Below are 12,045 nucleotides of genomic sequence, written 5' to 3' on the forward strand. Positions count from 1 at the left end.
CGGTTTTCAATGGTCCGCACCATGTCATTGCTCCGTGCCCTGCTCAGCACCGCGCGCGCGGTCCGGCACGTCCCGCAGCTCGCCGACGGGCTGCCGCCGGACCACGCGGTGCTGCTCGACGCGCCGGACGAGCGGCTGGCTCCGGCGCTGGTCTCCGCCGCCCTCGGGGACCACGAACCGGCCGCGAAGCTGCTGGCCGCCACACGCGGGGCCGCCGAGTGGGAGAGCCGTGACCGGTACGTCAAGCGGCTCGCCGCCTTCGCGCACAGCCGCGACGAGTGGCTGACCGGCTGGCTGGCGGCCACGCCCCACGACCCGGACGCCCTGCTGGTCAATGCGGAGGTCGCGGTCCGCAGGGCGTGGCAGTCCCCGGCGCGGGCCGAGCGGCTGCGCGAGCTGGGACCGCTGGTCGACGCGGCGGCCGAGGCCGCGCCGCACGATCCGGTGCCCTGGCGCCTGGCGCTGGACCACGCGCGCGGTACGCACGCCACACACACCGCGTTCGAGACGCTGTGGGAGCAGGCCGTGCGCCGCGCCGCGCACCACTACGGCTGCCATGTGGCCGCGCTGAAGTACCTGGCCACCCAGCGGCGCGGCTCGCACCGCGGGTCCTTCGACTTCGACTTCTGCTTCGACTTCGCCGAGCAGGCCGCCGCCGACGCGCTGCCCGGGTCGCTGATAAGGGCGCTTCCGGTGCGGGCGGCGTTCGCGCAGTTGCTGGCCGGTGGCGCCAAGCCCGTACGGGCGGAGCGGATCGACGCGGCGGCGGACCTGGCGGTCGAGCTGTCCGGGCGGTACGCGGTCGCCGACCCGTGGCCGGCCGAGGTGCGCAACGTCCTGGTGTACGTGCTGGTGGGGCGGGAGCGGTGGGCGGCGGCGCTGGACCAGTTCCGGCTGATCGGCCCGTACGCGACGTCGTTTCCGTGGTCGTCGGTGAGCGACGACCCGCTGGGCCGGTTCCTCGACGCGCGCCACGGCGTACGGCTGGAGGTGGCCTCGGCCGTCCCGTTGCGCGGACGGGCCGGACGCGGCCGCTTCGGCGGCCATTACGCTTAACCGCTGTGACCACCGCTCGCCTGCCACTCTTCCCGCTGAACGCGGTGCTGTTCCCAGGCCTCGTGCTGCCCCTGAACGTCTTCGAGGAGCGCTATCGCGCCATGATGCGCGAGCTGTCGAAGACCGACGAGTCGGAGCCGCGCCGCTTCGCCGTCGTGGCGATCCGCGACGGGCGTGAGGTCGCGCCCACCGCGCCCGGGATGCCCGACCAGACGGCGCTGCCGGAGAAGGGTCCCGCCGCGGGCTTCGGCCCCGACCCGATCCAGGCCTTCCACCGGGTCGGGTGCATCGCCGACGCGGCGACGATCCGGGAGCGGGAGGACGGCAGCTTCGAGGTGCTGGCCACCGGGACGAAACGGGTCAAGCTGCTCTCGGTCGACGCGAGCGGCCCGTTCCTCACGGCGGAGCTGGAGGAGCTGGAGGAGGAACAGGGCGAGGGGGCCGGGGCGCTCGCGGAGGGCGTCCTGCGGGCCTTCCGCGCCTACCAGAAGCGGCTGGCGGGAGCCCGGGAACGGTCCATGACGGCCGGTCAGGAACTGCCCGACGAGCCGTCGGTGGTCTCGTACCTGGTGGCCGCGGCGGCGGTGCTCGACACCCCGGCCAAGCAGCGGCTCCTCCAGGCACCGGACACGGCGACGCGGCTGCGGGAGGAACTGCACCTGCTGCGCGCGGAGACGGCGGTGCTGCGGCACCTGCCGTCGCTGCCGGCGGTGGAACTGACCCGGGCGCCGACGAGCCCCAACTGACGCGACCCAACCGACCCGAGGACACGACAGGTGGCGAAGAAGCCCAAGAAGCAGGCCAACGGCACGCCCGCGACGGTGGCCCTGACGGCGGCCGGCACACCCTTCACGGTGCACGCCTACGACCACGACCCGGCCTCCCCCTCGTACGGCGAGGAGGCCGCCGAGGCCCTCGGGGTCTCCCCCGACCGGGTCTTCAAGACCCTGGTCGCCGATGTGGACGGCACCCTCACGGTCGCGGTCGTCCCGGTCGCCGGCCAGCTCGACCTGAAGGCCCTCGCGGCGGCGGTGGGCGGCAAGCGCGCGACGATGGCCGACCCGGCCGCGGCGGAACGCACGACGGGGTACGTCCGGGGCGGCATCTCCCCGCTGGGCCAGCGCAAGCGCCTGCCCACGGTGCTGGACGCCTCGGCGTCGAAGCACGACACGATCTGTATCTCGGCGGGGCGCCGGGGCCTGGAGGTCGAGCTCGCCCCGTCGGACCTGGCTGCCCTGACGGACGCGGTGCTGGCGCCGATCGGTCGCGCGTAACCCCTCGACGGCGGTCCCGTCCTCGGCTACGACCGTAGGAACGGAACGCGTCTCGGAAGGGGCCGCCCATGTCGAAGAGGACCCGCAAACGGAAGTGGCGCATCCGCAAGCACCGCGCCAACCACGGCCGCCGCCCGTCCTGACCCTGCCCGTCTCTGAAGGGACTCAGGCAGGGGCGTCCCAGTCCGGTTCCGGGTCGCGGGGGCCGAAGAGGGCCGTGAGGGCCAGGTGCACCAGCATCGACGCCACCGGCCACGCCAGTACCGCCCCGTGCGCCTGGAGCTTCAGGGGCGCGTCGAACGTGACGCCCGCGCCCACCGCGCGGGCGTGCTCGGCCACGTCGTGCGCCGGGCCGAGCAGGGTGCCGACGCCCCACCCGAGGAGCGAGGCCAGCAGGCCGCCCAGGGCCAGGCCCACCACGATCGCGATGCCACCGTGCCGGTGGAACCAGAAGACGACGGCCGCGCTGAGCGCCCCGAGGCCGAGCGCCAGCAGGGCGAACGTACCGTCGGCGCCGACCGCGCCCTCGCCCTCCGTGTCCTTGAGGAACACCGCCTTGCCGTCCGAGACCAGCGGAATCCGGGGGGCCAGCCACAGCCACAGCAGCCCCAGCGCGATACCCGCGAGGGTCACCCCGAGCAGCACCACGGCACCCTGGCGTACCTCCGTGGCCACGTCCGGCGCGTCGTCCGCGCCCTTCGGGGCGGTGGGATACGGCGGCGGCCACCCGGTCTCGTGCGAGCCGTGCGAGCCATGCGAGTCGGACGAACCGTGCGAACCGTGCGAGTCGTGCGGGGAGGGCCGGTGGGGCGGAGTCAGCGGTGCGGTCACCCTGCCATCGTGCCAGGCGCCCCGGCCCGGTGCCTCACCGGACCGCCGCCCGCCGGTACGCCCACGTCGCGGCGGCCAGCGAGACGACGCCGACCACCGCGCACACCGCGAGGTCCAGCCCGACGGCCGCCCAGTCGGGCCGGGCGTCGAACGTCCGGGCGAGCGCCTCCACCCCGTACGTCGACGGCAGCAGGTCGCGTGCCCACCCGATGGGCTGCGGCAGCCGGTCGGCCGGCAGCACGCCCAGCAGCAGGGCGGCCGACATGCCGAGCTGGCCCAGCAGGGTGGCGAGCTCCTGACGCGGCGCGAGCAGCCCGAGCGCCGCGCCGAGCCCGGCGAGGGCGGCCCCGGCGAGCGGCACGACCGCGGCCAGGATCCACAGGTGGGTCAGCGGCAGTTGGAAGAGGACCGAGCCGGCCACCGCCGTCACGACCGTCCCGGGCACCGTGAAGGAGGCGTACGCGCCGGCCGCGCCCAGCACCACCGCGGCGGGCGGCACCGGAAGCGTGGCGTAGTGGTCGAGCCCGCCGCTGGCCCGCAGTTGCCCGAAGTACTGCGCGAGCAGGTTCAGCGCCACGAACGCCACCACGAGCACCGACGAGCCGGCCACGACGGCCCGCGCCTCCGCCCCGCCGTCCACGACCCCACGCATCAGGACCATGATCCCGACGGACTGGAAGGTCGCCACGAACAGCAGCGGGATACGGGCCACCCGGGCCCGCGACAGTTGGGCCCGGTACACGGCGGCGAGCGCCGGCAGCAGCCGCGCCCGGGGCGCGAGCGGCGCGGCGTCAGGTGTGTCGGCGCCGGCGGCCGGCGCGGAGACGGCCGCGCCCGACGACAGAGCGGCCTGTGCGGGCACGATGCTCAACGGATACTCCTGTTCATGCCTTGACCAGGCCCTTCGTCTCGCCGCCCAGCGCCAGGTACACGTCCTCCAGGCTCGGCGTGGCGAGCGTGAAGTCGTCGAGCGCCGCGAACGCCGCGCCGCCCGTCACCGCCGCGACCGCCGCCCGCGCCTCGTCCGGCGCGAGCCGCAGCACCCAGGTGCGCCCGGACTCCTGCGCGGATTCCCGCAGCGCCGCCACCTCGGGCACGTCCAGCGGTGCCCGCTCGCGCCACACCAGCTCCACCCGTACCTCGCCCGCCACCCGTTCCTTGAGCCCGGCCGGGGTGTCGCAGGCGATGACCCGCCCGCGCTCCAGGACGGCGACCCGGTCCAGTACCGTCTCGGCCTCGATGACGTTGTGGGTGACCAGCAGCACCGTCGTGCCGTGCTGGGCGCGCCGCCGGTCGACCGCCGCCCACACGGCGCGCCGGGCGACGGGGTCCATGCCGGTGGTCGGCTCGTCGAGGATCAGCACGGGCCGCTCCCCCACCAGCGTGGCCGCGAAACAGGCGAGCCGCCGCTGCCCGCCGGACAGCTTCTTCAGGGGCCGCCCGGCGAGCCCGGACAGCCCGAGTTCGTCCAGTACGGCGTCCCGCTCGGCCCGCGCGTCCCGAGCCGTGAGGCCGCGCAGCCGCCCGGTGGTCTCGGCGGCGAGCGCGACGGTCAGCTCGTCCAGGGCGGTGGACTCCTGCCCGAGGTAGCCGATGAGGCGCGCGGCGCGCTCGGGGTGGCGTACGAGATCGTGGCCGAGCATCTGGACGGTGCCGGAGTCGGGCCGCATCAGGCCGGTGAGCTGGCGCACGAGGGTGGACTTGCCGGCGCCGTTGGGGCCGAGCAGGCCGAAGATCTCACCGCCGCGCACGTCCAGGGACACCCCGTCGGTGGCGCGCACCTCGGGTGTCGCGGGCCTCCCTCGCCCGCCGCGCGTGGCGGGGTACGTCTTGACCAGCTCCCGCACCACGCACACCGTACTCACGAGGGATGAGCCTAAAGGGTCGCCGTGCCCTATTCGCCCACGGGGGCGTGCTCGGCCGCCGTGCGGACGTCGATCTCGCGCCAGAACCCGGCCCTGATCGCGTACCGGTCGTGCTCGTCGATCTGGTCGTCCTTGTGGGCGAGGAGCCCGAAGCGGGCGGCGTAGCGGAGCAGTTCGCCGTCGATGCGGTGCGGGATGCGCGGGTACATGGTGGACAGCTTCTGTACGTGGGCGGGGTCGGGGAGCCGTTCCATCCAGCGCCGTGCGAAGACCTGGCCGACCTCGAAGGGGTCGCCGCCGACCGTGGTGATGTCCTCCTCGCGGTCGGCCCAGCGCTGCTCGGCGCTGGTGAGCTGGGCGAGGGTGGGCAGCGAGGCGGTCTCGGGCGGTTCGCCCACGGTGCCGCCGGGGCGGTCGACCCAGCCCCGGTCGGAGGACCAGCGGAGGGTGGCGTTCGCGGGCTGGGCGGGTCCCGGGCTGGTGTTCTGGTGGCCGGGGGCGTGCAGGGCCGCCAGGTCCTTGGGGGTGGGGACGCCGCCCTTGCCGCCGCCGGCGGGGGTGGGCGCGCCGGATTCGTCGGTGCCGGCCCCGCCCTCGCGGGGGGCGCCGTGGACAGGTGTGCCGTTGACGGACGTCCCGTGGCCCGGCGGTGTGCCGTTCACGGCCGTGGAGCCGTTGACGGACGACGAGCCGTTGACGGCGGCGGCAGTGGGGGTACCTCCCGCGCCGAAGGCTGCGGGGGAGGCTTCGGCGGCGCGCTCGGCGGAGGCGGCGAGCGCCGACTCGGGCAGCGGGGCGGAGAGGATCGCGGCGATCTCGGGGCGCGGGGCGGGGGGCGGCGAGCAGGGGCCGGTGAGCTCCTTGGCGCGTACGGCCCGGGTGATCCATTCGCGGTCGAGCACCCGGCGTTCGTCGGCCTCGGCGACCAGGTCCTCGGACTGGTTGTAGTCGCCGTCGGCGGCCTGGACGGCCCACAGGTGGACGGCGACGCCGTGTTCCTTGGCGGACATCAGACCGGGCAGCAGGTCACCGTCGCCGGTGACCAGCACGATGTCGGAGCAGGCGCGGTTGCGGGCCAGTTCGGTGAGTTCGGCGTGCATGGCGGCGTCGACGCCCTTCTGGGCCCAGCGGCCGTCGCTGCGGGTCAGGGCGCCCAGCCGGACGGTGACGCGCGGCATGACGCGCAGCCGGCGGTGTTCGGGCTGGGGTACGCGGTCGGGGGCGCCGTCGAACCAGTAGATCCGGAGCAGGGGCTGCTGGGTGTCGGCCTCGGCGCGTTCGCGGAGGCCCTGGATGAGGGCGGTGTGGTCGACGGTGATCCGGGAGCGGGCCGGTTCTCCGGCGAGAAGGCTGGCGGCGGCTCCCAGCAGGTAGCCGGCGTCCACCAGAACGACGCAGCGGTCCACGTGTTCCACCCTCTTTCGGGAACCTCGGGATCGGAAGTTGCTTCGGGTTTCCTTCGAGTCTGCCCGACTGCCGAGGGGTTAACGGCCGGAACTGGATCATCGGCGTGGCGGATCGCCGCAAGCCCCCATGAGGGCCGCCGACTACCGTCCGCAATGATCCAAAATGCGCGCATTATGTACGTATGTGAGTCTGGCAGCGGCCCTGGCCCCTACACCCCCACAGGAGGCATCACCATGGCCAAGAACAAGAAGTCGGACCGAAGTCAGCCGAAGGCGTCGCCGGCGGAGCGCAGCAGCCAGGACGCCCAGCGCACCTCGATGGAGGCGCAGGCCGAGCACCGCATGGCGGCGGCCACCCCGGCGGACGTCGCGCGCAAGGGCCGGCAGAAGAGGTTCGGCCACAACTAGGCACGCCTGAAGGCGCGGCGTACCCCGCGTACGCCGGAAGGGGCGCACCCGTGACGACGGGCGCGCCCCTTCCGCGCGGTGACGTGGCCGGGCCGGTCAGCCGGCCAGGCAGGAGGGGCCGAGGAGCACCTTGAGGTCGCCGAAGAGCGCCGGGTCGGGCTGGACGCGGTGCCGGTCGAGCCGGAGCACGGTGGTCGACCGCGGGCCCTGGAGCTTGATCCGCACCTCGGTGTTGCCCTTGTGGTGGGTGAGGATCTCGCCGAGGCGGCTGACCATCGGCGGGGTGACCTTGACGGTCGGGATGGTGAGCACCACGGGCGCGTTGGTGCCGGCCGACGACAGGTCGGGGACCATCAGCTCCATGGCGACCAGCCGGGGCACGTCCTCGCGCTTGTCGAGGCGGCCCTTGACGAAGACGACGGTGTCCTCGACGAGCTGGGTGGACACGAGCTGGTACGTCGCCGGGAAGAACATGCACTCGATGGAGCCGGCGAGGTCCTCGACGGTCGCGATGGCCCAGGCGTTGCCCTGCTTGGTCATCTTCCGCTGGAGGCCGGAGATGATGCCGCCGATGGTGACGACCGCGCCGTCCGCGTGCTCCCCGCCCGTGAGCTGGGAGATCGCCGCGTCGGTCTTGTCGGACAGGACGTGCTCGATGCCGAAGAGCGGGTGGTCGGAGACGTACAGGCCGAGCATCTCGCGCTCCTGGGCGAGGAGGTAGGACTTGTCCCACTCGACATCGGAGAACTCGACGTCGAGCCCGAAGCCCGGCTCGTCGCTGGTCTCGTCCCCCATGCCGCCGAAGAGGTCGAACTGCCCCTCGGCCTCCTTGCGCTTGACCGCGACCACGTTGTCGATCATCGGCTCGTGGTGGGCGACCAGGCCCTTGCGGGTGTGGCCCATCTCGTCGAAGGCACCGGCCTTGATGAGCGACTCGATGGTGCGCTTGTTGCAGACGACCGCCTCGACCTTGTCGAGGAAGTCGGGGAAGGAGGTGTACTTCCCCTTCGCCTTGCGGCACCGGATGATCGACTCGACGACGTTGGTGCCGACGTTCCGCACGGCGGACAGGCCGAAGAGGATGACGTCATCACCCTGGGCGGCGAAGTTCGACTCCGACTCGTTGACGTTGGGCGGGAGCACCTTGATGCCCATGCGGCGGCACTCGTTCAGGTAGACGGCCGACTTGTCCTTGTCGTCCTTGACCGAGGTGAGCAGCGCCGCCATGTACTCGGCGGGGTGGTTCGCCTTGAGGTAGGCCGTCCAGTACGAGACCAGTCCGTACGCGGCGGAGTGGGCCTTGTTGAAGGCGTATCCGGCGAAGGGGACCAGCACGTCCCACAGGGCCTGGATGGCCTCGTCGCTGTAGCCGTTCTTCTTGGCGCCGGCCTGGAAGATGGTGAAGTTCTTCGCCAGCTCCTCGGGCTTCTTCTTGCCCATGACGCGGCGGAGGATGTCGGCCTCGCCGAGCGAGTACCCGGCGATGATCTGGGCGGCCTTCTGCACCTGCTCCTGGTAGACGATCAGGCCGTAGGTGACCCCGAGGACCTCCTTGAGCGGCTCCTCCAGCTCGGGGTGGATCGGGGTGATCTCCTGCTGGCCGTTCTTGCGCAGCGCGTAGTTGGTGTGCGAGTTCATGCCCATCGGGCCCGGCCGGTAGAGGGCCGAGACGGCGGAGATGTCCTCGAAGTTGTCGGGCTTCATCAGCCGCAGCAGGGACCGCATGGGGCCGCCGTCGAACTGGAAGACGCCGAGGGTGTCGCCGCGCTGGAGCAGCTCGAAGGTGGTCGGGTCGTCGAGCGGGAGGCCGAGGAGATCGATGTCGATCCCCTTGTTGGCCTTCACCATCTTGACGGCGTCGTCCATGATCGTGAGGTTGCGCAGGCCCAGGAAGTCCATCTTCAGCAGGCCGAGCGACTCACAGCTCGGGTAGTCCCACTGGGTGATGGTCACGCCGTCGGTGTGCCTCACCCAGACGGGGACGTGGTCGACGATGGGCTCGCTGGACATGATCACGCCTGCGGCGTGCACGCCCATCTGCCGGACCAGGCCCTCCACACCGCGCGCGGTGTCGATGACCTTCTTCACGTCCGGCTCGTTCTCGTACATCGAGCGGACCTCGCCCGCCTCCGAGTACCGGGGGTGGGAGGGGTCGGTGATGCCGGACAGCGGGATGCCCTTGCCGAGGACGTCGGCGGGCATGGCCTTGGTGATGCGGTCGCCCATCGCGTACGGGTAGCCCAGCACGCGCGCGGAGTCCTTGATCGCGTTCTTGGCCTTGATCGTGCCGTACGTGCCGATCATGGCGACCTTGTCCTCGCCGTACTTCTCGGTCACGTACCTGATCACCTCGACGCGCCGGCGCTCGTCGAAGTCGATGTCGACATCGGGCATGGAGACGCGCTCGGGGTTGAGGAACCGCTCGAAGATCAGGCCGTGCGGAATCGGGTCGAGGTCGGTGATGCCCAGCGCGTACGCCACGATCGAACCGGCCGCGGAGCCTCGGCCGGGGCCCACCGCGATGCCCTGGTTCTTCGCCCACATGATGAAGTCGGCGACGACGAGGAAGTACCCCGGGAACCCCATCTGGATGATGACGTCCATCTCGTACTCGACCTGCTGCTGGCGGTCCTCGGGGATGCCGTCGGGGAAGCGGCGGTGCATGCCGCGCTGGACTTCCTCCTTGAACCAGCTCACCTCGGTGTGGCCCTCGGGGATGTCGAACTTCGGCATGAGGTCGCGCTTCTCGAACATGCCGGTGGTGTCGATCTGCTCGGCCACCAGGAGCGTGTTGGCGCAGCCCTGCTGCCAGGCGTCCGAGGAGTCGATGGCGTACATCTCGTCCGTGGACTTGAGGTAGTAGCCGGTGCCGTCGAACTTGAAGCGGTCCGGGTCGGAGAGGTTCTTGCCGGTCTGGATGCACAGCAGCGCGTCGTGTGCGGAGGCCTCGTGCGCGTACGTGTAGTGCGAGTCGTTGGTGACCAGGGGCGGGATGCCGAGCTTCTTGCCGATCTCCAGCAGGCCGTCGCGGACCCGGCGCTCGATCTCGATGCCGTGGTCCATCAGCTCCAGGAAGTACCGGTCCTTGCCGAAGATGTCCTGGTACTCGGAAGCCGACTTCAGGGCCTCGTCGAACTGGCCGAGGCGCAGCCGGGTCTGGAGCTCGCCGGAGGGGCAGCCGGTGGAGGCGATCAGCCCCTCGGACCACTGGGCGATGGTCTCCTTGTCCATACGCGGCCACTTCTGGAGCCAGCCCTCCTTGTACGCGTCGGAGGAGAGCCGGAACAGATTGTGCAGGCCGGTCGCGTTCGCCGCCCAGATCGTCTTGTGGGTGTAACCACCCGAACCGGAGACGTCGTCCCGCTTCTGGTGCGGCTGGCCCCACTGGATCTTGCGCTTGTTGCGCCGCGACTCGGGGGCGACGTACGCCTCGATGCCGATGATCGGCGTGACCCCCGCCTTCTGCGCCGAGTGGAAGAAGTCGTACGCCCCGTGCAGGTTGCCGTGGTCCGACATCGCGATGTGCGTCATGCCCATCTCGTTGCAGGCGTTGAACATGTCCTTGAGCCGCGCGGCACCGTCCAGCAGCGAGTACTGGGTGTGCACGTGAAGGTGCGTGAACGGCGGCTTCGACACGGCTGCTGCCTCCGGGGGTCGGGGATGGGGGACAGCTCGGAAGTCTACGTCGCCCCACTGACAACGGATGTGCCCGATGGGGAGTGGCGGGCGGGCACTCGGGAGTACGGTCGCGCGTTGGAGGGGGACGGAACACCTGTCCTTTTTGTCATGCGCGCGGTCATGCGCGCGCCCGTGTAGGTACGCACCAGGAGGCACCCCGCGATGTCGGTCCCGCAGCCCACCGCCGAGGAACGCGGTGAGCAGATCCTCTCCGTCTTCGGCACCGCGTTCGGCGAGCTCCTGGCCGCCGACCCGGCCGCCTTCCGGGTCAAGTTCCGGAAGATGGCCGGCTCGGCCTTCGCCTTCTACCGGGGCACGGCCTGCCTCTTCTACGCCGATCTCGACCGGGAACGGCACGGCGGCCCGTACCTGGACGAGCGGACCGGCCGGGTGTGGATCCACGGCGACCTGCACGCCGAGAACTTCGGCACGTACATGGACGCCAACGGCCGGCTGATCTTCAACGTCAACGACTTCGACGAGGCGTACGTCGGGCCGTTCACCTGGGACCTGAAGCGGCTGTCGGCGTCCCTGGCGCTGATCGGCTACACCAAGGCGCTCAGCGACGCGCAGATCACCGAGCTGGTACGGATCTACGCCGCCGCCTACCGGGAGCGCATCCACGCCCTGGCCACGGGCGCCAAGAACGAGGAGGTCCCGCCGTTCACCCTGGACACGGCCGAGGGACCACTGCTGGACGCGCTGCGTGACGCCCGGTCACTGACCCGGTTCGGGCTGCTGGAGTCCATGACCGAGATCCGGGACTTCGAGCGCCGGTTCTCGGCCGGCGGCGGATCGATCGAGCTGGACGCGGCCACCCGCTACAAGGTGCTGGCCGCGTTCGACGGGTACCTGGAGACGCTGCCCGAGTCGAGCCTGGCCCGGCCGGACTCGTACCGCGTGAAGGACGTGGTGGGGCGGCGCGGCATCGGCATAGGGTCGGCCGGGCTGCCCTCGTACAACATCCTCCTCGAAGGCAACAGCGACGCCCTCGAGAACGATGTCGTGATCTACATGAAGCAGGCGCAGACCCCGGCGGTCTCCCGCCATGTGACGGACCCGGCGGTGCGCGGCTACTTCCAGCACGAGGGGCACCGCACGGTCATCTCGCAGCGGGCGCTCCAGGCGCACGCCGACCCGTGGCTGGGCTGGACGGAGCTGGACGGCGCCGGGCAGTTGGTGGCGGAGGTCTCGCCGTACGCCGTGGACCTGGACTGGTCGGACATCGACGACCCCGAGGAGATCGCGGCGACCGTCGCCGACCTGGGCCGGGCGACGGCCACCATGCACGCGGCGGCGGACGACGAGAGCGGGCACTCCCTGGTGCCGTTCTCCACGGAGCGGGCCATCGACGCGGCGATCGCGGCGGACGAGGAGGGCTTCGGGGAGCTGCTGGTGGACTTCGCGCACAGCTACGGCGCCCGGGCCCGGGCGGACCACCAGATCTTCGTCGACCTGTTCCGCAACGGCCGCATCCCGGGCCTCTAGGCGCCCGGTACGAGGCCGGATCCTTTAGGGACCGCTTAC

The 12,045-nt window shown here is 71.7% G+C and carries 10 protein-coding genes; 5 read left to right on the top strand and 5 right to left on the bottom strand.

Features of this window, described 5'->3' with window-relative positions:
- Nucleotides 1–9 precede the first annotated feature (9 nt).
- Genes AB0J57_RS23325 through ybaK form a run of 3 tightly spaced genes read left to right on the top strand, consistent with a single transcriptional unit; the run spans nt 10 to nt 2,330 of the window.
- Nucleotides 10–1,056 (top strand): hypothetical protein, encoded by a 1,047-nt coding sequence (locus AB0J57_RS23325; protein ID WP_366130211.1) that lies wholly within the window; start codon nt 10–12, stop codon nt 1,054–1,056.
- Nucleotides 1,057–1,061: 5 nt separating this feature from the next.
- Nucleotides 1,062–1,802 carry an LON peptidase substrate-binding domain-containing protein gene (locus tag AB0J57_RS23330; RefSeq protein WP_366130212.1) on the top strand — a complete coding sequence of 247 codons (741 nt, stop codon included), beginning with the start codon at nt 1,062–1,064 and terminating at the stop codon, nt 1,800–1,802.
- Nucleotides 1,803–1,832: 30 nt separating this feature from the next.
- The gene (gene ybaK, locus AB0J57_RS23335) at nt 1,833–2,330 is read left to right on the top strand and encodes a Cys-tRNA(Pro) deacylase (RefSeq protein WP_366130213.1); all 498 of its coding nucleotides are present in this window, start codon (nt 1,833–1,835) and stop codon (nt 2,328–2,330) included.
- Between the two features lie 165 nt (nt 2,331–2,495).
- Here ybaK and AB0J57_RS23340 read toward each other — a convergent pair whose 3' ends face one another.
- From AB0J57_RS23340 to AB0J57_RS23355, 4 genes are read right to left on the bottom strand one after another with little or no spacing between them, the layout of a single operon-like run.
- Nucleotides 2,496–3,161: a DUF2567 domain-containing protein gene (locus AB0J57_RS23340; protein WP_366130214.1), complete on the bottom strand. Its 666-nt coding sequence runs from the start codon at nt 3,159–3,161 to the stop codon at nt 2,496–2,498.
- A gap of 34 nt (nt 3,162–3,195) precedes the next feature.
- The gene (locus AB0J57_RS23345; protein ID WP_366130267.1) at nt 3,196–4,005 is read right to left on the bottom strand and encodes an ABC transporter permease; all 810 of its coding nucleotides are present in this window, start codon (nt 4,003–4,005) and stop codon (nt 3,196–3,198) included.
- Between the two features lie 40 nt (nt 4,006–4,045).
- Nucleotides 4,046–5,017 (bottom strand): ABC transporter ATP-binding protein, encoded by a 972-nt coding sequence (locus tag AB0J57_RS23350; protein WP_366130268.1) that lies wholly within the window; start codon nt 5,015–5,017, stop codon nt 4,046–4,048.
- Nucleotides 5,018–5,055: 38 nt separating this feature from the next.
- The gene (locus AB0J57_RS23355) at nt 5,056–6,441 is read right to left on the bottom strand and encodes an NYN domain-containing protein (protein WP_366130215.1); all 1,386 of its coding nucleotides are present in this window, start codon (nt 6,439–6,441) and stop codon (nt 5,056–5,058) included.
- A 225-nt stretch (nt 6,442–6,666) separates the two neighbouring features.
- On the opposite strand from AB0J57_RS23355, the gene AB0J57_RS23360 reads away from it, so the two are divergent.
- Nucleotides 6,667–6,840 carry a hypothetical protein gene (locus AB0J57_RS23360; RefSeq protein WP_366130216.1) on the top strand — a complete coding sequence of 58 codons (174 nt, stop codon included), beginning with the start codon at nt 6,667–6,669 and terminating at the stop codon, nt 6,838–6,840.
- A gap of 96 nt (nt 6,841–6,936) precedes the next feature.
- On the opposite strand, the gene dnaE is transcribed toward AB0J57_RS23360, so the two are convergent.
- The gene (dnaE, locus tag AB0J57_RS23365; protein ID WP_366130217.1) at nt 6,937–10,476 is read right to left on the bottom strand and encodes a DNA polymerase III subunit alpha; all 3,540 of its coding nucleotides are present in this window, start codon (nt 10,474–10,476) and stop codon (nt 6,937–6,939) included.
- Between the two features lie 204 nt (nt 10,477–10,680).
- Here dnaE and AB0J57_RS23370 point away from each other — a divergent pair, with 204 nt between their 5' ends.
- A complete protein-coding gene (locus AB0J57_RS23370) occupies nt 10,681–12,006 on the top strand; it encodes a DUF2252 domain-containing protein (protein WP_366130218.1) in 1,326 nt (441 codons plus the stop codon).
- Nucleotides 12,007–12,045: the final 39 nt, after the last annotated feature.

It is taken from the genome of Streptomyces sp. NPDC049837 (assembly GCF_040674455.1).
GTDB lineage: Bacteria > Actinomycetota > Actinomycetes > Streptomycetales > Streptomycetaceae > Streptomyces.

Bases quoted from the DNA above. Each gene is read 5' to 3' on its own strand.
- AB0J57_RS23325 (WP_366130211.1), top strand. From the start codon at position 10: ATGGTCCGCACCATGTCATTGCTCCGTGCCCTGCTCAGCACCGCGCGC.
- AB0J57_RS23360 (WP_366130216.1), top strand. From the start codon at position 6,667: ATGGCCAAGAACAAGAAGTCGGACCGAAGTCAGCCGAAGGCGTCGCCG.
- AB0J57_RS23370 (WP_366130218.1), top strand. From the start codon at position 10,681: ATGTCGGTCCCGCAGCCCACCGCCGAGGAACGCGGTGAGCAGATCCTC.